The organism is Pseudomonas sp. 15A4 (assembly GCF_016925575.1).
In the GTDB taxonomy this organism is placed as follows: Bacteria; Pseudomonadota; Gammaproteobacteria; order Pseudomonadales; family Pseudomonadaceae; genus Aquipseudomonas.
In genome coordinates, this window is the sequence record NZ_CP068986.1 from 899,483 (window position 1) to 922,758 (window position 23,276).

Consider the following 23,276-nt stretch of genomic DNA (forward strand, 5'->3'; position numbering starts at 1 on the left):
CCAGCGTGACGCTCTCAGAACGAACACCTATTTTCATATCAGGTCGGGCCAGCATGACATCTATTCAAACCCCCGCTTCGTCCATTGCCAATCGAGGTCTGCCACGCGCAGGACGCGCCGTTGCCGCGCTGCTGTTCAGCCTGATGTTGACGCCCGTAGCGCTCGCCGACTCCAACGCTCCCGCACAAAACCCCGCCATACAGGCCGAGGCGCCAACTGCCACACCGGTTGACCCTGCGACTACGCCAGGCGTTCAAGAACTGACCCCGGCATCTGCTCCGGCTGAGTCGCTCGACGCCGTCGCGGAAGATAACAGCCTGGGCATGTCCCACGACCTCTCGCCATGGGGCATGTACAAGAACGCGGACATCATCGTCAAAGCTGTGATGATCGGTCTGGCCATCGCATCGGTCATTACCTGGACCATCTGGATCGCCAAGGGCTTCGAACTGCTGGGCGCCAAGCGTCGTCTGCGGAGCGAAATCGCTGCGCTGAAGCGCGCGCGCAACCTGGACGAAGCCAGCGCAGGGGCGAAGAAAGAAGGGACCCTTTCCCATTTGCTGGTGCATGACGCACTGGAAGAGATGCGCCTGTCGGTTAACACACGCGAACGGGAAGGCATCAAGGAGCGCGTCGCTTTCCGCCTTGAACGCCTGGTCGCCGCTTGCGGCCGCAACATGAGCATGGGCACTGGCGTACTGGCCACCATCGGTTCAACCGCGCCCTTCGTTGGCCTGTTCGGCACCGTCTGGGGATCATGAACAGCTTCATCGGCATCGCCAAAACCCAGACGACCAACCTGGCCGTTGTGGCGCCGGGCATCGCCGAGGCCTTGCTGGCCACCGCGCTGGGTCTGGTTGCAGCAATTCCGGCCGTGGTCATTTACAACGTCTTCGCCCGCTCCATCGCCGGTTACAAGGCGCAAGTGTCCGACGCTTCGGCGCAGGTTCTGTTGCTGGTCAGCCGCGATCTGGATCACCAGCCCGCGGTCGAGCGCAGTCAATCGCCGCACATGGTAAAGATGGGGTAAACCATGGGCCTGCATTTGAAGGAAGGCGACGACGATCTCGCCGAGAACCACGAAATCAACGTGACGCCGTTCATCGACGTTATGCTGGTCCTGCTGATCATCTTCATGGTTGCCGCACCGCTGGCAACCGTGGACATCAAGGTTGATCTACCGGCCTCCACAGCTAAGCCGGTGCCTCGGCCCGAGAAGCCGATTTTCCTGAGCGTGAAAGCCGACCAGAGCCTGTACCTGGGCGATGAAAAGGTCGCGCGCGAGCAGATCGGTCAGGTGCTGGATGCCAAGACCAAAGGCAAGAAAGACACCACGATCTTCTTCCAGGCCGACAAGGGCGTCGACTACGGCGACCTGATGGACGTCATGAACGCACTGCGCGGCGCCGGCTACCTGAAGGTGGGCCTGGTGGGTCTTGAGACGGTCGGCAAGAAATGATCAATACGCGCCAAAAGCTGACGCGCTATAGCGGTAGTCTCTTGTTGGTGCTGGCGGTCCATGCCGTGGCGATTGTCGTCGCGTTGCGCTGGCCCTCCTCGCAGGCCATCGAGCTGCCGCCGGCCGCGATGATGGTTGAGCTGGCGCCTGCTCCCGAGCCTGCTCCGCCGCCACCGCCGAAAGTCGTGCAACCACCGCAGCCGCCTGCGCCTGAAGAACAACTGCCGATTCCGCCAGTCGCCGAGGCGCCCAAGGCCGAAATCGCTGTACCCAAGCCGGTCAAGCCCAAACCCAAACCACAGCCGCCAAAACCTGTGAAGAAGGTCGAGCCGCCAAAGGAAGAAAAACCCGCCGACGATAAGCCGCTGGAGGCGCCGCCATCCAACGCCAAGCCGGAGAAGTCAGCGTCGCCGCAACCTGCTGCGCCCACACCGCCAAGCAATGCATTACCCACTTGGCAAGGCGAACTGCTGAGTCACCTGAGCAAGTTCAAGCGTTATCCGGAAGACGCCCGACGTCGCGGCATGCAGGGCACCAGTAAGTTGCGCTTTGTGGTCGATGGCGAAGGTCGCGTATTGTCCTACGAACTGGCTGGAGGTTCAGGAAGCGCCTCGCTGGACAGAGCGACGCTGGAAATGATCCGCCGCGCGCAGCCGCTGCCTAAACCGCCGCCGGAACTGCTGAAGAACGGCTCGCTGGAAGTGGTCGCGCCCTTCGTTTATTCGCTGGATAAACGCTGAAACCAGAATTTTGTCAGCCGCGACGGGTTGATAACGTGCGTCTATCGATTGCACCCGCTATGCTGGGGCCGCAACTTCATGGACGCACGTTATGACCCTTACAGAATTGCGCTACATCGTTACCCTCGCTCAAGAGCAGCACTTCGGCCATGCCGCTGAACGCTGCCACGTCAGCCAGCCGACCTTGTCGGTGGGCGTCAAGAAGCTGGAAGATGAACTCGGCGTGCTGATTTTCGAGCGCAGCAAGAGTGCCGTACGTCTGACCCCGGTTGGCGAGGGCATCGTGGCTCAGGCGCAAAAAGTCCTCGAACAGGCTCAGGGCATTCGTGAACTGGCCCAGACCGGCAAGAATCAACTGACCGCGCCGCTTAAAGTCGGCGCGATCTACACCGTTGGCCCCTACCTGTTTCCTCACCTGATTCCCCAACTGCACCGGGTTGCCCCGCAGATGCCGTTGTACATTGAGGAAAACTTCACTCACGTGCTGCGCGACAAGCTGCGCAATGGCGAGCTCGACGCGATCATCATCGCTTTGCCGTTCAACGAGGCCGATGTTCTGACCCTGTCGCTGTACGACGAGCCGTTTTACGTGCTGATGCCGGCCGATCATCCATGGACTCAGAAAAAGACCATCGATGCTTCGGCGCTGAACGACAAGAGCCTGCTGCTGCTGGGCGAAGGCCACTGCTTCCGTGATCAGGTGCTTGAAGCCTGTCCGACATTGGTCAAGGGCGGCGATGCGGCCAAGCACACCACGGTGGAATCCAGTTCGCTGGAAACCATTCGGCACATGGTCGCTTCGGGCCTGGGTATCTCCATCCTGCCGATGTCCGCCGTCGACAGCCATCACTACGCGCCCGGCGTGATCGAAGTTCGTCCGCTGTCGCCGCCGGTGCCCTTCCGCACCGTGGCAATCGCCTGGCGTGCCAGCTTTCCTCGTCCCAAAGCCATCGAAATCCTCGCAGACTCGATTCGTCTGTGTTCCGTCGCTCGCCCTAAAGCTCAGGCTGAAGCGAGTTAAGGGACGGTATGACGGAGCTGTCTCATGTCTCGGTCACGGCGCTAAAAGGCGTCGGTGAGGCCATGGCTGAAAAGCTGGCGAAAGTCGGTCTTGAGAACATTCAAGACGTGCTGTTTCACCTGCCGTTGCGTTATCAGGACCGGACTCGCGTCGTGCCCATCGGTGAGTTGCGCCCGGGTCAGGACGCCGTGATCGAAGGTGTGGTGAGCGGCGCCGACGTCGTCATGGGCAAACGTCGCAGTCTGCTGGTCAGGATCGGCGACGGCACCGGGGTGTTGAGCCTGCGCTTTTATCACTTCAGCAACGCGCAGAAGGACGGCCTCAAGCGCGGTACACACGTGCGCTGCTACGGTGAAGCTCGTCCCGGCGCCTCGGGGCTTGAGATCTACCACCCGGAATACCGCGCAATCACTGGCGATGAGCCGGTTGCTGTGGAGCAGACGCTGACACCGATCTATCCCACGACCGAAGGCCTCACCCAGCAGCGCCTGCGGCAACTGTGTCAGCAGAGCCTGTCGATGCTTGGGCCGAAGAGCCTGCCTGACTGGCTGCCGGACGAGCTGGCGCGCGACTACCAACTGGCGCCCCTGGCTGACGCCATTCATTACCTGCACAACCCGCCCGCCGATGCCGACGTTGAAGAACTCGCGCTAGGCCATCACTGGGCGCAGCACCGACTGGCATTCGAAGAGCTGCTGACGCACCAGCTTTCCCAGCAACGCCTGCGTGAAAGCCTGCGCTCGCAACGCGCGCCTGCACTGCCCCCGGCGAAACGCCTGCCGAAGAAATTCCTCGCCAACCTCGGATTCCCGCCCACAGGTGCGCAGCAGCGCGTTGGCAACGAGATCGCCTACGACCTCAGTCAGCAGGAACCGATGCTTCGGCTGATTCAGGGCGATGTGGGCGCTGGCAAGACGGTCGTCGCAGCACTCGCGGCGCTTCAGGCGCTGGAGGCGGGCTATCAGGTCGCACTGATGGCGCCCACCGAGATTCTTGCCGAACAGCACTTCATCAACTTCACCCGCTGGCTGGAGCCTCTCGGCATAGAGACGGCCTGGCTCGCGGGCAAACTCAAGGGCAAGGCGCGGGCGGCATCCCTGGCGCAGATTGCCGGCGGCACACCGATGGTGGTCGGCACCCACGCGCTGTTCCAGGACGAGGTGCAGTTCAAGAACCTCGCGCTGGTCATCATCGACGAACAGCACCGTTTCGGTGTTCAGCAACGGCTGGCCCTGCGCAAGAAAGGCGTCGGCGGCTCGATGTGTCCACATCAGCTGATCATGACCGCAACGCCTATTCCGCGCACGCTGGCGATGAGCGCCTACGCCGACCTCGACACGTCGATCCTCGACGAACTGCCGCCCGGGCGTACGCCGGTGAACACCGTTCTGGTTGTCGACAGTCGACGGATCGAAGTCGTCGAGCGCGTGCGCAATGCGTGCGCCGAAGGCCGGCAGGCGTATTGGGTGTGCACGCTGATCGAGGAGTCCGAGGAGCTGACGTGTCAGGCCGCTGAAACCACGTTCGAGGAACTCACCAGCGCGCTGGGTGAGCTCAAGGTCGGTTTGATTCACGGGCGCATGAAGCCCGCCGAAAAAGCCGCCGTCATGGGCGAATTCAAGCAGGGCAACCTGAATCTGCTGATCGCAACAACGGTGATCGAAGTCGGCGTGGACGTCCCCAACGCCAGCCTGATGATTATCGAAAACCCGGAACGCCTGGGCCTGGCCCAGCTTCATCAATTGCGCGGTCGGGTCGGCCGAGGCAGCGCCGCCAGCCATTGCGTGCTGCTGTATCACCCGCCGCTTTCTCAGATCGGTCGTCAGCGGCTGGGCATCATGCGTGAGACCAACGATGGCTTCGTGATTGCCGAAAAAGATCTGGAGCTGCGCGGGCCGGGCGAGATGCTCGGCACCCGCCAGACAGGGCTGCTGCAATTCAAGGTTGCAGACCTGATGCGCGACGCAGATTTGCTGCCTGCGGTCAGGGACGCCGCCCAGGCGCTGCTCGAACGCTGGCCGCAACACGTCAGTCCGCTGCTGGAACGCTGGCTGCGCCATGGCCAGCAATACGGCCAAGTGTGAAGCAGTCAACGCAATATCAGGGTGTCTCACCTCTATAACAACTAAGCTGGTTATACTTCAGCGATTGTAGGAATCTGGATACAGGCCATGACAGAAGTTGCCCACATCGACGCAACCCCACACTGCCCTTCCGTCATTCGGCAGCTGCTAGGCAAAATCGACTTTCGTGAAGTGACCGACGACGAGTCGCTCCCGCTCCAACAGAAAGTTCAGGCCATTCTGGTCGATGACTCCGTCGGCGCGCTGTTCATCCTGCTTCCGCAAAACCATTTGCTCGACCTCAATCGCATTACTGAATTGACCGGCCGCAAATTGAAGGCGGTGCCGAAAGAGTCGCTCGAACTCATGCTGCAGAAGCATAAACTCGGCACGTTGCCCGGCCTGCCTGCACTGACCAGCTCGCCTTGCCTGTACGAAGAACGCATTCTCTCCGGTCCTGCTGTTCTGATCGACTCTGGCGAACCGGGCCTGTTGCTGGAAATCAGCAGCGAGGATTTCAAGACGCTGCTGACCAAGGCCAGCGCCGCCCGCTTCGGCGAACCGGTGGCGTCGGTCACCCCCAACCTCACGCGTCCCGATGACGACCGCGAGGAGATCACCAAAGCCGTACAGAATTTCACCGCCCGGCGTATTCAGCAGCGTCTGGAGTCAACGGTGGAAATCCCGCCGTTGGCCGACACGGCGCAGAAGATCATCAAGCTGCGTGTCGACCCGGACGCGACCATCGATGACATCACCGGTGTAGTCGAAACCGATCCAGCATTGGCGGCACAGGTCGTGAGCTGGGCGGCCTCCCCGTATTACGGTTCGGCCGGCAAAATTCGCTCGGTGGAAGATGCCATCGTTCGCGTGCTGGGTTTTGATCTGGTGATCAATCTTGCACTCGGTCTGGCGTTGGGCAAAACCCTGGCGCTGCCCAAGGATCATCCGCAGCAGGCAACGCCGTACTGGCAGCAGTCGATTTATACGGCTGCGATCATCGAAGGGCTGACCCGCGCCATGCCCCGTGCCGAGCGCCCGGAAAGTGGCCTGACGTACCTTGCCGGCTTGCTGCACAACTTCGGCTACCTGCTGCTGGCGCATGTGTTTCCACCGCACTTTTCGCTGATCTGCCGCCAGATCGAAGTCAATCCGCATTTGCACCACAGCTACGTCGAGCAGCACCTGCTGGGCATCACCCGTGAGCAGATCGGCTCCTGGCTGATGCGCAACTGGGACATGCCGGAGGAACTGGTCGTCGCACTGCGCTTTCAGCACGATCCGCACTACGCAGGTGAGCATTACAAATATGCGAACCTGGTGTGCCTGGCCGTGAGCCTGCTGCGCAAGGAAGGCATCGGCTCAGGCCCTCTGGAAAGCATTCCGGACGAGCTGCTAGAGCGTCTGAAGCTCTCTCGCGAGAAAGCCCAGGACGTGGTGAAGAAAGTGCTGGAGGCCGAAGTGCTGTTGCGCGAACTGGCCTCTCAGTTCAGCTGATCTCGGACTGACCGAGGAAGACTATTTCTTCTTCCTCGGCTTCAAATACTTCGTCAGCCCTTGAAACCACATCACCAGGCCGGCATTGCCGGTGACCACGATGTTCTTGTCCTGAATGCCCTGCATGAACGCGAGCTGCTTGTTCCGAGCCTGCAGGGTGGCAAAGCCGTAATCGGCATCCTTGAAAGCGATCACGAAAGCAGGTGCGGCAAAGGTGCCCGCGCGGCTCTTGACGCGTTGCTCGTGCACGATGAAATGCCGGGCAATCTTGCCGTCAGCCGTCTGCAACTGGAAAGCCAGGTCCTTCCCCGCGAGTTGCTGCTGAAAAGCGGGATTGTTGCGACTGGCGCGGGCCATCAACAGGCCCAACATCCAGAGTAGAAAGCGAAACTTCATGCGTGGGCCTCATGGAATAGACGGCGGTCAGGGTAACCAGCCGCAGTGTAGCGAGCTTGATCGCCCGATGAGCAAGCAGAACCGCTCAGTCGCAAAGTGGCGGAGTAGACGTAACGCGCAGGTCCGCAAGGTGGATTCGTCGAGCATAAAAAATGGACATGCCGACTGATCGGCATGCCCATCCCCATGCTGCTCGCCCTCCGCAGAGCGCTCAGCGAATTACTTTTTCTTTGCTGCAGGTGCCTTGGCGACTGCTGTCTTGGCTGGCTTGGCATCTTGGGCGGCGGCAGCAGGCTTGGCTGATTTCGCTGGCTTTACCGAGTCCGGATTAACGCTGTCTTTGAGAAACTTGCCCGGCTTGAATGCAACCGTGTTGCTGGCCTTGATCTTGACGGGCTCACCGGTCTGAGGGTTCTTACCGGTACGGGCGCCACGATGGCGTTGCAGGAAAGTGCCGAAGCCGACCAGCGTGACGCTGTCCTTTTTGTGCAGCGCGTTGGTGATTTCGTCGAGCACGGCGTTGAGGACGCGATTGGCTTGTTCTTTGGTGAGATCTGCTTTCTCGGCAATAGCCGCTGCGAGTTCTGGTTTACGCATATGAAGCCTCTTTTACGGTTTTTTGTTTTTATGTCCCGTGCAGCCCTTGCGGACAGCGAGCAGGTGCCGCAACAGCTCTACGTTGCGGCAGACCGGAATGAGAATGGCACGCCACCGTGACCCACGCCAGTACATGGGACACGTTTGTTTCAACTAAAAGATGGCTTATCCGACAGAACGACTGTTAATCAGGCCAACAAGGGGGGCAAGGCCTTGTTCAGCGCGAGCTTCTCCATCACTGCAGCGCCTGTTAGCGCGTACCCCAGCAGATTACCGTCGCTGTCGCGGCACAGCGCCTTAATGTCTGCGCCCTCGCCTTCAACGGTCCAGACACCTTCCAGGCCCTTCGGCGGCGGGGAGACAACCAGCGGGCAAACCGGCGTTTTCACGGTGACCGGCATCGGGCCATATTTGACGGGTGTGGGCGTGCCAGCCAGAGTTTGCGCCAATGCCCGGGCGCAGTTCATCAACGGCATGACGTAGAGCAGGTTCAGCCCATCGACTTCAGCGCAGTCGCCCAGTGCATAGATGTTGGCGTGGGAAGTCTGCAAATGCCGGTCGACCACAACGCCCCGCCCGATTTCCAAGCCCGCCGCTGCGGCGAGATCAGTGCGAGGGCGCAGGCCGATGGCCGACACCACCAAATCGCAGTGCAGCACCTCGCCATCCGACAGATGCGCTTCGAGCCCGTCGTCGGTGCGCTCAAGCCGAGTCAGCAACGGGCCAAGGTGAAAGCGCGCGCCCAGGCTCTCCAGCCCGGCCTGTACCGCTGCGGCGGCAGCAGGGTGCAGCAACGTCGGCATGACCTGCTCGCATGGCGCAACCAGGTCGATTTCGTAGCCACCCAGGATCAAATCGTTGGCGAACTCGCAGCCGATCAGGCCTGCCCCAAGGATCAACACCCGTTTCTTGCTGGCGGCAGCGGCACGGAAACGCGCGTAGTCCTCCAGATCGTTGATCGGGAATATGGCGTCGGCAGCGTCGCCCGCCACCGGCACGCGCACGGTTTCCGCGCCCCACGCCAGAATCAGATCGCGATAGGGCACCGCTTCTTCGCCGATCCACAGACGCTTGTGCCCCGGATCGATGCCGCTGACGCGGGTGTGCGTGCGCACTTCAGCCTTGAGCTGATCGGCCATGGCGCCCGGCTCGGCCATGCTCAGTCCATCGGCTTCCTTGTTTTTGCCAAAGCCGGTGGAGAGCATGGGTTTGGAGTACGAACGGCCGTCATCGGCGGTGATCAGCAAGAGCGGGGTTTCGCCATCCAGCTTGCGAAATTCGCGGGCAAGGTTGTAGCCGGCCAGCCCGGTGCCGATGATCACGACAGGTGCGTTCATTCATTTCTCCAGAGGGTCATGGAAGTCGGCGGATCAGCCGATTTCGATCATTTCAAAATCCATTTTGCCGACGCCGCAGTCGGGGCACAGCCAGTCTTCCGGCACATCCTGCCAGAGCGTGCCCGGCGCGATGCCGTCATCCGGCCAACCGTCGGCTTCGTTGTAGATAAGGCCACAGACTATGCATTGCCACTTTTTCATCGCTCGGTTCTCTTGGTTTCAGGCTAGACGTCCCAGACGTTCCGCTGTGGTCGCGAAGTTTATCGAATGGGTCAGGCCTTTTACTGATCACAGCGTCATGACGCAAGTTTCATTGATGTACAACGCGCGCGCTTTTCGGAGGATTGGCTCTGGCTGCGATGGCGTCGGTCGTCATGTCGCAAGATTGATAGCGTCCAAACCCGCCTCTCCCCGGCTAAAGCCGGTCCTACGAACGCCGTGCATCATGTAGGACTGGCTTTAGCCGGGAAGACGTCGGGTGCTTCAGCGCAAAACAGGGGCGCTCCGGTCGTCGGTCATAAATCGCAATCATGCTAAGCTCGCCGCCTCGATTGCCGCCTGTGTTTGTCCCCCGTGAGCCAGCAAACCCCAGCATTTCCAACGCCTGAATGGCTTTCGCGCGATCAGTTGATCGAAGCGCCTTCGCCGATTGTCCTAGAGTGGCTGTTCCACGAAGACTCCCTGACCCGACGCCTGACCCGCCTCTCTGACAATCGCTTCTGTGTCAGTCCGCAGTTCGAAGGCTGGCAGCGTCTACGTGATGATGAATGCGCCGCGCTGCAGTTACCTGAAGGCAGCGAGGGCTGGGTACGGGAAGTCTATCTGCTGGGCCATGATGAAAATTGGGTGTTTGCCCGCAGTGTTGCCGGAAGAGGTGCGCTGGAGCATGCCGGCCTGCACATGGACGAACTCGGTAGCCGATCGCTGGGGGAGTTACTGTTCAGCGATAAAGCCTTCGTCCGCGGCCCGCTCCAGGTCTGCCGCTATCCTGCGAAATGGCTGCCTGCGACGGATGCACAGCAGGGCTTGTGGGGCCGCCGCTCCTGTTTCAGCCGTGGGGCTTTGAGCATTCTGGTGGCGGAAGTGTTTCTGCCCACCGCATGGCGCGCGATCGAAGCCCACCTTCCACTGCACGCCCAAGAGGGCCGCTGATGTACCTGTCGCTGCTCAAATCTCTGAACCGTCTGCACCCGCGCGCCTGGGACTTTGTCCAGCTCACGCGCATCGACAAGCCCATCGGCATCTATCTGCTGCTGTGGCCCACCCTGTGGGCTGTGTGGATTGCCAGCAAAGGCTCTCCCTCCCTTAGCACGCTGCTGATTTTCGTCGTCGGCGTGTTCTTGATGCGCGCGGCGGGCTGCGTGATCAACGACTTCGCCGACCGCAAGGTGGACGGCCACGTCAAACGCACCGAGCAGCGGCCGTTGGTCAGCGGCAGGGTGACGTCAAAAGAAGCGCTGATCCTATTCGCCGTGCTGGTGACGCTGAGCTTTGTGCTGGTGTTGTTCACCAACGCGACGACGATCTGGCTGTCATTCGGCGGGCTGGCCCTCGCAGCGACTTACCCCTTCATGAAGCGCTACACCTACTACCCGCAAGTGGTGCTGGGTGCGGCGTTCTCGTGGGGCATGCCGATGGCGTTCACCGCCGAGACCGGCGAGCTGCCGGCTGCCGCGTGGCTGCTGTACATCGCCAATCTGCTGTGGACGGTGGGGTACGACACGTACTACGCGATGACGGATCGCGAGGACGACTTGAAAATCGGTGTGAAATCCACCGCCGTGCTATTCGGCGACGCGGATCGGGTGATCATCCTGACGCTGCAATGCCTGGCGTTGTTCTGCCTGATGCTGGCAGGAACACGCTTCGAGCTGGGCCTGTACTTCTTCATCGGCCTGCTGGTCGCGGCGGGATGCTTCGCCTGGGAGTTCTGGTCGACGCGAGACAAAGACCCGCAAGCCTGCTTCAAGGCGTTTCTGCACAACCACTGGGCGGGACTGGCGATTTTTGTCGGTATCGTAGTGGACTACGCGCTGCGCTGACCGATTCGGGCCGACGCAGCGCGAAGGTTCAGATCAAGGCTTGGCGATGTGCCAAACGTCGCCCTTGCCGTCGCCGGTTTTGTCGCCAGCGGCCTTATCGCTTTTGAAGAAGTACAGCGGTTTGCCCTTGTAAACCCACTGCGAGGCGCCGTCATCGCGCTTGATGATGGTCCAGTCGCCTTCAGGCTTATCACTGGCGGTGGCGGTCAGCGGCGGCCAGTTGGTTGCGCATTGATCGTTGCAGACGGACTTGCCTGCAGAGGTGTCTTTGTCAAAGGTATAAAGCGTCATGCCCTTGTGGTCGGTGAGCATGCCGTCGCTGGTCATTGCAGGCGCGGCAGCGAATGCCATGCCGGAGGACGCCAGTGCGGCTGCCGCCAAAAGGCGCATCAGAGCGGAAGAAATTTTAGCCATGGATGAATCCTCTTCTTGTTTGTCTTTGTATGGACGTTTCTTGTAGGACAAGTCGCCAGCTTAGCGCTAGACCGGCGAATACGCCTAGCTCGAACTAACCTGTCACACGACTGCAATAATTCCGTTATCTAATGCGCCCCAAGACAGTTAAATGACATGAGGTTCGAGGCATGGTTGGCAGGAGCATTCTGATCGTCGACGACGAAGCGCCCATACGCGAAATGATTGCCGTCGCACTGGAAATGGCTGGCTATGACTGCATTGAGGCTGAGAATTCGCAACAGGCCCACGCCGTTATCGTCGACCGCAAGCCGGACCTCATCCTGCTGGACTGGATGCTGCCCGGCACATCCGGCATCGAGCTGGCGCGCCGCCTCAAGCGTGACGAACTGACCGGCGACATCCCGATCATCATGCTCACGGCCAAAGGCGAAGAGGACAACAAAATCCAGGGCCTCGAAGTCGGCGCCGACGACTACATCACCAAACCATTCTCTCCTCGCGAGCTGGTCGCCCGGCTCAAGGCCGTGCTGCGTCGCGCAGCCCCGAACGATGGCGAATCACCGATCGAAGTAGGCGGTCTGCTGCTCGACCCGATCAGCCACCGTGTGACCATCGACGGCACACCTGCCGAGATGGGCCCGACCGAATACCGCCTGCTGCAATTCTTCATGACCCATCAGGAACGCGCCTATACCCGCGGGCAGTTGCTCGATCAGGTCTGGGGCGGAAACGTCTACGTGGAAGAGCGCACCGTGGATGTCCACATCCGGCGTCTGCGCAAAGCCCTCGGCGAGGCTTACGAAAATCTGGTACAAACCGTCCGCGGTACTGGCTACCGTTTCTCCACCAAAAGCTGAAGAAGCATTTGGCAGCGATTCAGACCGCTGAAGACAAGGACGCGTTAATTGAATCACAACTGGCATGGCACCCTGATCCGCCACTTGCTGATTTTGGTCACAGCCTCGCTGCTGGCCGGTTTGATCAGCGGCCATTACGGCGGGTGTCTGGCAATCGGTCTGGGGCTTTATCTGGCCTGGACCCTCAAACAGCTGTTACGCCTGCACGACTGGCTTCGCCATCACAAACCCGACGAGCCGCCGCCCGATGGCTATGGCTTATGGGGTGAAGTCTTCGACAGCATTTATCATCTGCAACGACGCGACCAGCGCGTGCGTGGCCGCCTGCAAGCGGTTATCGACCGTGTGCAGGAATCCACTGCCGCACTGAAAGATGCCGTGATCATGCTCGACAGCGACGGCAACCTGGAATGGTGGAACCGCGCTGCCGAAACCTTGCTGGGCTTGAAGACGCCCCAGGACAGCGGTCAGCCGGTGACCAATCTGGTGCGCCATCCGCGCTTCAAAGAGTACTTCGAGCACGCCAATTACGCCGAGCCGCTGGAGATCCCTTCGCCGGTCAATGACCGCCTGCGCATTCAGATGCTGATCACCCGATACGGCAACAACGAGCATTTGATGCTGGTGCGCGACGTGACGCGCATGCACCAGCTGGAGCAAATGCGCAAAGACTTCGTCGCCAACGTGTCCCATGAACTGCGCACGCCGTTGACGGTTATCTGCGGCTATCTCGAGACGCTGCTGGATAACGTCGAGGAAGTGAATCCGCGCTGGGTCCGGGCGTTGCAGCAAATGCATCAGCAAGGCGGGCGCATGCAGACGCTGCTCAACGACCTGCTGCTGCTGGCCAAGCTGGAAGCCACCGATTATCCGTCGGACAACCAGCCCGTGGCCGTGTCATCGCTGCTGCAAAGCATTACCAATGATGCTCAGGCGCTATCGGGCAGCAAGAATCAACAGATCACTCTGGATCTGGAAAGCGACGACAGACTCAAGGGCAGCGAGGCCGAATTGCGCAGCGCGTTCTCCAATCTGATCTTCAACGCCGTCAAATACACGCCGGCCGAGGGCAAGATCCGCATCCGCTGGTGGAGTGACGGCCGTGGCGCACACTTAAGCGTGCAGGACTCCGGCATCGGCATCGACAGCAAGCACATTCCACGCCTGACCGAGCGCTTCTACCGGGTTGATTCCAGCCGCGCATCAAATACCGGCGGCACAGGCCTGGGCCTGGCGATCGTCAAGCACGTGCTGTTGCGCCACCGAGCGGCATTGGAAATCAACAGCGTTCCCGGCAAGGGCAGTGTGTTTATCTGCAACTTTGCCCCGGCGCAGATGACCAAAGCCTAGGCAAGCCTGTAGATAGCCGCTAAATTGCGTCCCTTGTGCCCTCCAATTGTGAGGGCTTGTTTCATTCCACACTTCAAAACGGAACCTGCAAAACCCCATCATGGACCCTTCCCCTGGTATCAGCCTGGCTTCACTCTTCGCCGATTTCGGCATGATTCTTTTCGCAATGGTGTTGGTTCTGCTCAACGGATTTTTCGTTGCGGCCGAGTTCGCCATGGTCAAACTGCGCTCGACCCGCGTCGAGTCCATTGCCGAGAAAAACGGCTGGCGCGGGCGCATCCTGCGCACCGTTCACAGTCAGCTCGATGCTTATCTGTCGGCCTGCCAGCTGGGTATTACGCTGGCGTCGCTGGGCTTGGGCTGGGTCGGTGAGCCGGCATTTGCGCACTTGCTGGCGCCATTGCTCGAAACCGTAGGCGTGGAATCGCCGGAAGTCGTCAAAGGCGTGTCGTTCTTCAGCGCCTTTTTCATGATTTCGTACCTGCACATCGTGGTGGGTGAACTGGCGCCGAAATCCTGGGCCATTCGCAAACCCGAGCTGTTGTCGCTGTGGACGGCTGTGCCGCTGTACCTCTTCTACTGGGCGATGTACCCGGCCATTTATCTGCTCAACGCCAGTGCCAACGGCATTTTGCGCATCGCAGGCCAAGGTGAGCCCGGCCCGCATCACGAGCATCATTACAGCCGTGAAGAGCTCAAGCTGATCCTGCACTCAAGTCGTGGTCAGGACCCGAGTGACCAAGGCATGCGCGTGCTGGCCTCCGCCGTGGAAATGGGCGAGCTGGAAGTCGTGGACTGGGCAAACTCCCGCGAAGACATGGTCTCGCTGGAATTCAACGCCCCGCTCAAAGAAATCCTCGCGATGTTCCGTCGGCACAAGTTCAGCCGGTACCCAGTGTACGACTCGGACCGCAACGAGTTTGTGGGTCTGCTGCACATCAAGGACCTGCTGCTAGAGCTGGCGGCGCTGGACCATCTTCCCGAGTCCTTCAACCTCGCCGAGCTCACGCGGCCGCTGGAGCGGGTGTCCAAGCACATGCCACTGTCGCGTCTGCTGGAGCAGTTCCGTCAAGGCGGCGCGCACTTTGCGCTGGTTGAAGAAGCCGACGGCAAGATCATCGGCTACCTGACGATGGAGGACGTGCTGGAAGTGCTGGTGGGCGACATTCAGGACGAACACCGCAAGGCCGAGCGCGGGATTCTGGCCTATCAGCCGGGCAAGCTGCTGGTTCGCGGGGACACCCCGCTGTTCAAGGTCGAGCGCCTGCTGGGCATTGATCTGGACCACGTTGAAGCCGAAACCCTGGCAGGCCTGATCTACGACAGCCTCAAGCGCGTGCCTGAGGAAGAGGAAGTCATGGAAGTCGAAGGCCTGCGCATCATCATCAAGAAGATGAAAGGCCCGAAGATCGTGCTGGCGAAGGTGCTGAAGCTGGATTGACCTGCCCGTCAGAGCAGATGATCAATTCCCGCCAATCGCGAAGTTGGGCAGGCTCTGGACAGGTTGCGAGAATTCGTACGGGATCGACTCCAGCGCCAGCCCGACATTGCGCTGCACCACGAAGTGCAAATGCGGGCCGGTGCTGTTGCCGGTGTTGCCGGACCGCCCGAGCGGCGCGCCCACGGCCACATGCTGGCCTTCCTTCACGCTCACCGATCCCTGCTGCAGATGCAGATAAACGCCCATCGTGCCGTCATCGTGCAGGATGCGAACGAAGTTGCCAGACGGATTGGCGCCACGGCCCGACTGGGCATTTTCGGTCTTGATCACGGTACCGCCCCGCGCAGCGATGATCTGCGTGCCTTCGGGCATGGCGATGTCGATCGCATAGCGGCTCTTGGCGCCAACGTGGCTGTAGGACCCGTTGGCACCCTGACTGATGCGAAACGGCCCGCCCACCCACGGCAATGGATAGCGATAGGCAAATCCACTCGCTGAGACACCGCGCTGCGGGTCACCCACGATTGATCGCAGACTGGGCTTATAGGCCATGGCCTTGCTGGCGACTTGCGGGCTGAGGGCGATGAGGCGTTCGTTGCTGCGCGCTGGAATCGTACGACGAATGACCTGATCCGACACGCCGACCACATTCTTCACCCCGGCCAGACGCAGTTCGACTTCCACGGGCGCGTAGAGATCATTGCGAACATACAGGCTGTCGCTGCCATTGGCTTTCTTGACGCTAAGGCGCACCTGGCTGTCGATGCGTTCGACCATGCGCTCGCGAAGCTTCATCACCTGGGCGCCGCGCACGGGCTGGTCGGTAAACGACACCACGCCATTGGCATCGGTGAACCGATAGATCGTGACTGCCCCGGCGGTCTGCGTGGCCAGCAGCAGGGCACAGACAACCAGCATGCGCTCTAACATCGGGAAGACCTGGTGAGTGGACGATTGGCGCCCAGCCTAACAGCGATGCCGACGCAATTGGACTCATCCGAATCAATCGGTAATAGACGAAGCGTCAAGGAAATCGCGTCAGCACAGGGCGCGATCGGATTTGCAATTTCTATGCTAGGTAACGCGGGAGCGAGCTTGCTCGCGAAGATGGACGCCCGGCCGCTGCACATTTAGCGGAGATACCGGTCTCATCGCGAGCAAGGTGGAGCGCCACCCGGTCGCTCCCACACATGAGTGCGCAGCGAATCAGGCACCCGGCACGAAGTGCTTCTGCGCCGTACCACGGGCAATCAGACGCGAAAGGTAATCAAGCTTCTGGGTGTCCTTGTCGACGAAGCGGAAAGTGACCTGCAGCCACTCACTGTCCGGCTTCTGCTCGAACGCGGCAATCGCGTGCAGATAGCCGTTGAGACGCGCCACCTCAGCGTTTTCACCTTGCTCCAGATCGAGCACGGCGCTTTCAAGGATCTGCGGCAGGACTTCGCCACGGCGGACCAGCAGCGACGCTTCCTTGAGCGTCAACGCCTTGATCACGCAGGGCTGGTTTCCACCTGGGAGACGCAACTGACCCTGACCACGACCGGTAGGTGCGGCGGAAGGAGCCGCTTTTGCCACAGGCGGGACCATAGACTGAGCAATTTGCGATGCAGTTGAAGCCGCAGGTGCCGTGTTGACGACCTCGGGACGGTTACCCGTCAAGGCGCTGAGCGAGTCATTGGCAAACGCTGCATTGACGCGGGCCGGGCCACTGGACATCAACGCGTCAAGCTTGCCAACCTTGTGCAGCGCCTTCTTGACCTTGGTCAGCAGTTGCTCGTTGGTGAACGGCTTGCCGATGAAGTCCGATACGCCGGCCTGGATCGCCTGAATCACGTTTTCCTTGTCGCCACGGCTTGTGACCATGATGAAAGGCATGGTCTTCAGGTTGTCCTGCTGGCGGCACCAGGTCAGCAATTCAAGCCCGGACATTTCGGGCATTTCCCAATCGCACAGCACCAGATCGAACACTTCACGGCTGAGCAGCACTTGCGCCTTGCGACCGTTGACCGCGTCTTCCAGAGCGATACCCGGGAAGGCGTTGCGCAGGCCTTTCTTGACCAGATCGCGGATGAACGGTGCGTCATCCACCACCAATACACTGACTTTACTCATCGACGCTCCTGATGGCGTGTTCACCGTAAATGGCGAGCATTTGCTGGCGGGTGGCCAGCTGCCAAACTGTTTGACGACACCGGGACTTTTATTCGCGGGTGACTTGAAAAATATGGGCAGACCGGAGAAACAAAAACGCCCGGCGGTCGCCAGGCGTTTTTTCTCAGGCAATCTTATTTATCGTCAGGCTTGTCCAGAACATTAATCCTTTCGGCGGTCAGGCCTTTGACTTCTTCCTGCATGCGCTTGAGGCCCAAGTGGCGAACATCGGTACCGCGCACGAGGTAGATCACCAGTTCGGAGATGTTGCGCGCATGATCACCGATGCGCTCCAGCGAACGCAGGACCCAGATCACATTTAACACGCGGGAGATCGAGCGCGGATCTTCCATCATGTAGGTGACCAGCTCACGCAATGCGGTCTTGTACTCACGGTCGATGTTTTTGTCGTACTGCGCCACCGACAACGCCAGATCGGCATCGAAGCGGGCGAACGAGTCCAGTGCATCGCGCACCATCTTGCTGACCTGATCGCTGATGTGGCGCACTTCGACGTAACCGCGCGGCGACTCACCCTCTTCGCACAACTGAATCGCACGGCGGGCGATCTTGGTGGACTCATCGCCAATACGCTCAAGGTCGATGACCGACTTGGAGATGCTGATGATCAGACGCAGGTCGGAGGCGGCAGGCTGACGACGGGCCAGAATGCGCAGGCACTCTTCGTCGATATTGCGCTCCATCTGGTTGATCCGGTCGTCCACCTCGCGCACTCGCTGGGCCAGGCCCGAGTCGGCTTCGATCAACGCGGTGACCGCGTCATTGACCTGCTTCTCGACCAGACCACCCATTTCCAGCAGGTGGCTGCGAACTTCTTCCAGTTCAGCGTTGAACTGCTGGGAGATGTGATGTGTATGGCTGTCTTTGATCATGAGTGTCCGTCCGATTGATTGCGCGGTGGTTCAAGGCTGACGAAACACGTGCTAGCCGTAACGACCGGTTATGTAGTCTTCAGTCTGCTTTTTGGTCGGATTGGTGAACAACGTATCGGTGTCCCCGTATTCGACCACCTTGCCCATGTGCAGAAACGCGGTGTAATCCGACACGCGCGCCGCCTGCTGCATGTTGTGGGTAACGATCACAATGGTGTATTTGGATTTCAGTTCGTAGATCAACTCTTCGACTTTCAGCGTCGAAATCGGGTCGAGCGCGGAGCACGGCTCATCGAGCAGCAGCACCTCGGGTTCGACGGCGATAGTGCGGGCGATCACCAGACGCTGCTGCTGACCACCGGAAAGTCCGAGCGCCGACTCATGCAGGCGGTCCTTGACCTCGTCCCACAGGGCGGCGCCACGCAAGGCCCACTCGACGGCTTCATCAAGCACGCGCTTCTTGTTCACGCCTTGAATGCGCAGCCCGTAGACCACGTTCTCGTAAACGGTCTTGGGGAACGGGTTGGGCTTCTGGAACACCATGCCAACCCGGCGACGCAACTCGGCGACGTCCTCGCCTTTGGTGTAGATGTCGTGTCCATAGAGCTTGATCTGGCCCTGTACGCGACAGCCGTCCACCAGATCGTTCATGCGGTTGAAGGTGCGCAGCAAGGTGGACTTGCCGCACCCGGACGGCCCGATGAACGAGGTGACGCGCTGTTTCGGGATGTTCATGCGGATGTCGAACAGCGCCTGCTTCTCGCCATAGAAGAGATCCAGCCCCGGCACTTCCAGCGCAACGGCTTCGTTCGCCAGATCCAGCACCTGGCGCTTGCGGCCCAGGGCCGACATGTTGATGCCGTGGGCGTGGGGTTCGTGTTGCATGGTCTCACTCCGATCGTAGCTGCAAGCCTTAAGCCGCAAGCTGCAAGTGTGGTGCTGATACGGTATGCGGCTCTCAGCTTGCCGCTTGTAGCTGACTCAGTCTTCAAACGCCTTGTACTTGTCGCGCAGGCGGTTGCGAATCGTCACCGCCGACAGGTTCAGCAGCGCAATCACCAGCACCAGCAGCAGCGCCGTGGCGTACACCAGCGGGCGCGCCGCCTCGACGTTGGGGCTTTGAAAACCGACGTCGTAGATATGAAAACCCAGGTGCATGATCTTCTGGTCGAGGTGCAGGTACGGGTAATTGCCGTCCACCGGCAGCGACGGCGCCATCTTGACCACACCCACCAGCATCAGCGGCGCCACTTCACCGGCCGCCCGGGCCACGGCCAGAATCAGCCCGGTCATCATGGCCGGGCTCGCCATCGGCAAAACGATCTTCCACAGCGTTTCGGCCTTGGTCGCACCCAGGGCCAGCGAACCCTCACGCAGCGTCAACGGGATGCGCGCCAGGCCTTCTTCGGTGGCGACGATCACCACCGGGACGGCGAGTAGTGCCAGAGTCAACGACGCCCAGAGCAAGCCGGGCGTGCCGAACGTCGGCGCCGGCAAGGCTTCGGGGAAGAACAGCTGGTCCAGAGAACCGCCCAGCACGTAAACAAAAAGCCCAGCCCGAACACGCCGTAGACAATGGCGGGGACGCCCGCGAGGTTGTTCACAGCAATGCGGATCAAGCGCGTCATCACGCCCTGGCGCGCGTACTCACGCAGATACACCGCCGCGAGCACGCCAAAGGGCGTCACGATCACGGCCATGATCAGCGTCATCATCACGGTGCCGAAGATCGCAGGAAAAATCCCGCCCTCGGTGTTGGCCTCGCGCGGGTCATCGCTGAGGAACTCCCAGAGCTTTTGAAAGTAGAACCCCATCTTGGTCATCGTGCCCATCGCGTTGGGTTGATACGCGTGAACCACCTTACCGATGCTGATCTCGATTTCTTTGCCGTTGGCGTCACGCGCCGTCAGGCTGTCACGATTGTATTCGGCGTGTAGCGCGCCCAGCCGCGATTCGACTTCCTTGTAACGCGCGTCATATTCAGCGCGCTCAGTGGCCATGTCGGCCTGAGCCGCTGCATCAAGTTCGCCATTGAGCTCAAGCTTGCGCGCCTGCAGACGCAGCCGCTCGATGCCGTGGTTGATCGCGCCGATCTCACCCTTCTCCAGGTCGTCCAGCTGATCGGAAATACCCTGCACCCGCTCGATACGCGCCTGCAGTTGCGGCCATGCGGCTTCACCTTCGGCGACGACCTTGCCGTCTTCCTTGACGTTGACCAGATAGCCGTAGAAGTTTCCCCACTCGCGGCGCTCCAGCGTCATCAACTCCGCTGGCTTGCGCAGATCCTTGAGCCACTCGCCAATGATCCAGTTGAAATCGCTGGGGCTGATGTCCCGGTTGCCGACCTTGAACAGATCGCGGGTCATGAACTCGGGCCCCTGATCAGGGACTGGCAGCCCGGCGGCCTTGAGCCTGGCGCGCGGCACTTGTTCAGACTGAACCAGCTCGCCAACCAGCACGTGGCTTTCCTGCCCGGGAACGTCGTACTGGGCGGAAATCACATCGGCCGGCCAGAAATGCCCCAGCCCACGCACGGCGATCACCGCGAGCAAACCGATGGTCATGATCACGGCGATAGAGACCGCACCTGCGCTTAACCAGACGCCGGGGCCGCCACTGTTGAACCATCGCTTGAGGGAGGTCTGCTTCATCGGTTTCAACCTGCCCTAAAGAGACGAATACTGCTTGCGCAGGCGCTGACGAATCAGCTCTGCCAAGGTATTCATGACAAATGTGAACATCAGCAGCACCAGGGCGGCGAGGAACAGCACGCGGTAATGACTGCCGCCCACTTCCGACTCCGGCATCTCCACCGCCACGTTGGCCGCGAGCGTGCGCATGCCTTCGAACAGGTTCATGTCCATGATCGGCGTGTTGCCGGTGGCCATGAGCACGATCATGGTTTCGCCGACGGCGCGCCCCATCCCAATCATGAGCGCCGAGAAAATTCCTGGGCTGGCCGTCAGAATCACCACACGAACCAGCGTCTGCCACGGCGTGGCGCCGAGGGCCAGTGAGCCGAGCGTCAGCCCCCGCGGCACGCTGAACACGGCGTCCTCGGCGATGGAATAAATGTTGGGGATGACCGCAAAACCCATGGCGATCCCGACCACCAATGCGTTGCGCTGATCATAGGTGATGCCCAGGTCGTTGGTGATCCACGAGCGCATGTCGCCGCCGAACCACCAGTTCTCGAGGTGCGGGCTCATGCTCAGTGAGACCCAGCCAATCAGCAGAATGACCGGAATCAGAATCGCGCTTTCCCAACCGTCGGGTACCCGCAGGCGAATCGAGTCGGGCAAGCGCGTCCAGCCAAACCCTGCCAACAAGATGCCGATGGGGGTGAAGATCAGCAGGCTGAAGATGCCCGGCAGATGCCCTTCCAGATAGGGCGCCAGGAACAGCCCGGCGAAGAATCCGAGAATCACCGTCGGCATCGCTTCCATCAGTTCGATGATCGGCTTGACCTTGCGGCGCATGCGCGGCGCCATGAAGTAAGCGGTGTAGATCGCCGCAGCGACAGCAATTGGCGCGGCCAGGAGCATGGCGTAGAACGCGGCCTTCAGGGTGCCGTAAGTGAGTGGCGCGAGGCTGAGCTTAGGCTCGAAATCACTGCTGGACGCGGTGGATTGCCAAACGTATTTGGGTTCGTCGTAGTTCTCGTACCAGACCTTGTCCCACAACGCGCTCCAGGAAATCTCCGGGTGCGGGTTGTTCAGGCTCAGGGGCAGCAGCTTGCCGCTGTCTTCAACGATGATCCGATCCGCCCGCGGCGACAGGCCCATGACGGCCGGGCCGCTGGCTATCGAGTCGATCAGCAGCGTGCGGTGGGCGGTGCTGTGGAACACGCCGAGCTTGCCGGAGGTGTCCATGGCAATGAAGCCTTTGCGGCGTTGCTCGGCGGTGATCTGGGAGATCGGCGCGCCACTCATTTTGAAATCACGAATGTGCTGCAGGCGCATCTCGCCATCGACGTCTCGGGCCATGAACCACTGCGCGATGTTGCCTCTTGAGCTGCCGATCACCAGAGAGACGCCACCGACCAGTTGCGTGCTGGCAGTCGTTTCGGCATTGGCATCTTCAAGGAGTTTGTACCGGCCGTTCAGTGTGCGATCGCGTAGGTCGAACACGTCGGCCAGCGCGCGACCATTGATCACGTACAGCCACTGCTGGCGCGGGTCGACATAAATGGCTTTGACCGCTGCTGACAGCTGCGGCAGATCGATGCGGTTCTGCTCGCGATCGGTATCGCTCGTCATCAGGTTTTCGGATTGGGTCAGCGAAAGCACGTGCAGTTGGGTACCGGTTGCACCGGCCAGAATCAGGGTCGTGTCACTGGCGTTCAGATTGACGTGCTCGACGGCGCGCCCTCCTTCGTCCAGCACCAGCGGCGTCTCGCCGTAGGGATAGGTAATCGTGGGGGTAATGGTCTTTTTGTTGTCGGGATAGCTGATCGGGTACGCGTGCTTGAACACTATTACGCTGCCGTTGGACAGGCCAATCGCGATCAGGGGCTTGCCGGGCTGATCCTGCGCCACCGACGTGACCTTCGCGCCTGCGGGGATCGGCAAGGCCACGCGGGAGATTTCGCCGCCGTCCTTGAGACGGAAAAACAGCGCTTCGCCCTTGTCGGACACGCGCATGGCAACCTGATTCTGCTCTTCGATGACCAGCACCATGGGCTTGCCGGCATCTTGGAGCCAGGCAGGCGTTTGAGCATCGCTGCGCGTCAGCTTCGCACCCTGGAACAACGGCGCGACGACGTAAGCCAGGTAGAAGAAGATCAAGGTAATGGCGGCCAACACGGCAAGACCGCCCACTAACACGTACCAACGCGTCAGGCGATCTTTGAGCGCACGGATCCTGCGCTTGCGCTGCAGCTCGGGCGCATTGAAATCGATGCGCTCGGGACGGGGTTTGTCGGTCATTGATGAATTGGCCAAATCATTCATGCGCACACCGTAGCCACTCTGTATGACAAATACATGACAGCGAGGTGACGCAAAAAAGCCCGC

At 60.5% G+C, this 23,276-nt stretch carries 19 protein-coding genes and 3 pseudogenes; 11 read left to right on the plus strand and 11 right to left on the minus strand.

Features of this window, described 5'->3' with window-relative positions; translation table 11 throughout:
- Window positions 1-53: 53 nt before the first annotated feature.
- The 6 genes and pseudogenes from exbB to JN403_RS04030 all read left to right on the plus strand — a co-directional run bounded on the left by exbB (window position 54) and on the right by JN403_RS04030 (window position 6,780).
- A pseudogene (gene exbB / locus JN403_RS04005) lies at window positions 54-1,030 on the plus strand (tonB-system energizer ExbB).
- Window positions 1,031-1,033: 3 nt separating this feature from the next.
- On the plus strand, window positions 1,034-1,459 hold the full coding sequence (gene exbD, locus JN403_RS04010; protein ID WP_122534179.1) for a TonB system transport protein ExbD: 426 nt from the start codon (window positions 1,034-1,036) through the stop codon (window positions 1,457-1,459).
- Window positions 1,456-2,199 carry an energy transducer TonB gene (locus tag JN403_RS04015; RefSeq protein WP_205485461.1) on the plus strand — a complete coding sequence of 248 codons (744 nt, stop codon included), beginning with the start codon at window positions 1,456-1,458 and terminating at the stop codon, window positions 2,197-2,199. Before exbD ends, JN403_RS04015 begins: the two co-directional genes overlap by 4 nt.
- A 91-nt stretch (window positions 2,200-2,290) precedes the next feature.
- The gene (locus JN403_RS04020) at window positions 2,291-3,220 is read left to right on the plus strand and encodes a hydrogen peroxide-inducible genes activator (protein ID WP_065988216.1); all 930 of its coding nucleotides are present in this window, start codon (window positions 2,291-2,293) and stop codon (window positions 3,218-3,220) included.
- Between the two features lie 8 nt (window positions 3,221-3,228).
- Entirely contained in the window at window positions 3,229-5,304 is a 2,076-nt protein-coding gene (gene recG / locus JN403_RS04025) for an ATP-dependent DNA helicase RecG (RefSeq protein WP_122534181.1), read from the plus strand.
- A gap of 87 nt (window positions 5,305-5,391) precedes the next feature.
- Window positions 5,392-6,780, plus strand: a complete 1,389-nt coding sequence (locus JN403_RS04030) for an aminoacyl-tRNA deacylase and HDOD domain-containing protein (protein ID WP_205485463.1) — start codon at window positions 5,392-5,394, stop codon at window positions 6,778-6,780.
- Window positions 6,781-6,801: 21 nt separating this feature from the next.
- On the opposite strand, the gene JN403_RS04035 is transcribed toward JN403_RS04030, so the two are convergent.
- From JN403_RS04035 to JN403_RS04050, 4 genes and pseudogenes are all read right to left on the minus strand, one after another.
- On the minus strand, window positions 6,802-7,176 hold the full coding sequence (locus tag JN403_RS04035; RefSeq protein WP_122534183.1) for a helicase: 375 nt from the start codon (window positions 7,174-7,176) through the stop codon (window positions 6,802-6,804).
- A 327-nt stretch (window positions 7,177-7,503) separates the two neighbouring features.
- Window positions 7,504-7,773, minus strand: a pseudogene (locus JN403_RS04040) (HU family DNA-binding protein); the annotation flags it as partial.
- Between the two features lie 188 nt (window positions 7,774-7,961).
- On the minus strand, window positions 7,962-9,110 hold the full coding sequence (locus JN403_RS04045) for an FAD-dependent oxidoreductase (protein WP_205485465.1): 1,149 nt from the start codon (window positions 9,108-9,110) through the stop codon (window positions 7,962-7,964).
- A gap of 33 nt (window positions 9,111-9,143) precedes the next feature.
- Entirely contained in the window at window positions 9,144-9,311 is a 168-nt protein-coding gene (locus JN403_RS04050; RefSeq protein WP_002555879.1) for a rubredoxin, read from the minus strand.
- A 372-nt stretch (window positions 9,312-9,683) separates the two neighbouring features.
- On the opposite strand from JN403_RS04050, the gene JN403_RS04055 reads away from it, so the two are divergent.
- Complete coding sequence (locus tag JN403_RS04055) at window positions 9,684-10,262, plus strand: chorismate lyase (RefSeq protein WP_205485467.1); 579 nt, start codon at window positions 9,684-9,686, stop codon at window positions 10,260-10,262.
- Complete coding sequence (ubiA, locus tag JN403_RS04060; RefSeq protein WP_205485469.1) at window positions 10,262-11,152, plus strand: 4-hydroxybenzoate octaprenyltransferase; 891 nt, start codon at window positions 10,262-10,264, stop codon at window positions 11,150-11,152. The genes JN403_RS04055 and ubiA overlap by 1 nt, the downstream gene beginning before the upstream one ends.
- Window positions 11,153-11,185: 33 nt before the next feature.
- Here the strand turns inward: ubiA and JN403_RS04065 are convergent, their stop codons facing one another.
- On the minus strand, window positions 11,186-11,566 hold the full coding sequence (locus tag JN403_RS04065; RefSeq protein WP_122534187.1) for a hypothetical protein: 381 nt from the start codon (window positions 11,564-11,566) through the stop codon (window positions 11,186-11,188).
- Window positions 11,567-11,736: 170 nt separating this feature from the next.
- Here JN403_RS04065 and phoB point away from each other — a divergent pair, with 170 nt between their 5' ends.
- The 3 genes from phoB to JN403_RS04080 all read left to right on the plus strand — a co-directional run bounded on the left by phoB (window position 11,737) and on the right by JN403_RS04080 (window position 15,217).
- On the plus strand, window positions 11,737-12,426 hold the full coding sequence (gene phoB, locus JN403_RS04070) for a phosphate regulon transcriptional regulator PhoB (protein ID WP_037016751.1): 690 nt from the start codon (window positions 11,737-11,739) through the stop codon (window positions 12,424-12,426).
- Window positions 12,427-12,474: 48 nt separating this feature from the next.
- The gene (gene phoR / locus JN403_RS04075) at window positions 12,475-13,776 is read left to right on the plus strand and encodes a phosphate regulon sensor histidine kinase PhoR (RefSeq protein WP_205485470.1); all 1,302 of its coding nucleotides are present in this window, start codon (window positions 12,475-12,477) and stop codon (window positions 13,774-13,776) included.
- 100 nt (window positions 13,777-13,876) lie between these two features.
- Entirely contained in the window at window positions 13,877-15,217 is a 1,341-nt protein-coding gene (locus JN403_RS04080; protein WP_122623573.1) for a hemolysin family protein, read from the plus strand.
- Between the two features lie 21 nt (window positions 15,218-15,238).
- Here the strand turns inward: JN403_RS04080 and JN403_RS04085 are convergent, their stop codons facing one another.
- The 6 genes and pseudogenes from JN403_RS04085 to JN403_RS04110 all read right to left on the minus strand — a co-directional run bounded on the left by JN403_RS04085 (window position 15,239) and on the right by JN403_RS04110 (window position 23,213).
- Window positions 15,239-16,147 carry a M23 family metallopeptidase gene (locus JN403_RS04085; protein ID WP_205485477.1) on the minus strand — a complete coding sequence of 303 codons (909 nt, stop codon included), beginning with the start codon at window positions 16,145-16,147 and terminating at the stop codon, window positions 15,239-15,241.
- A 276-nt stretch (window positions 16,148-16,423) separates the two neighbouring features.
- The gene (locus tag JN403_RS04090; protein ID WP_205485479.1) at window positions 16,424-17,329 is read right to left on the minus strand and encodes a response regulator; all 906 of its coding nucleotides are present in this window, start codon (window positions 17,327-17,329) and stop codon (window positions 16,424-16,426) included.
- A 173-nt stretch (window positions 17,330-17,502) separates the two neighbouring features.
- Window positions 17,503-18,261 (minus strand): phosphate signaling complex protein PhoU, encoded by a 759-nt coding sequence (gene phoU, locus JN403_RS04095; protein ID WP_122534192.1) that lies wholly within the window; start codon window positions 18,259-18,261, stop codon window positions 17,503-17,505.
- Window positions 18,262-18,312: 51 nt separating this feature from the next.
- Complete coding sequence (gene pstB, locus JN403_RS04100) at window positions 18,313-19,146, minus strand: phosphate ABC transporter ATP-binding protein PstB (protein WP_205485481.1); 834 nt, start codon at window positions 19,144-19,146, stop codon at window positions 18,313-18,315.
- 96 nt (window positions 19,147-19,242) lie between these two features.
- A pseudogene (gene pstA, locus JN403_RS04105) lies at window positions 19,243-20,912 on the minus strand (phosphate ABC transporter permease PstA).
- A gap of 15 nt (window positions 20,913-20,927) precedes the next feature.
- Window positions 20,928-23,213: an ABC transporter permease subunit gene (locus JN403_RS04110; RefSeq protein ID WP_205485483.1), complete on the minus strand. Its 2,286-nt coding sequence runs from the start codon at window positions 23,211-23,213 to the stop codon at window positions 20,928-20,930.
- Window positions 23,214-23,276 lie beyond the last annotated feature (63 nt).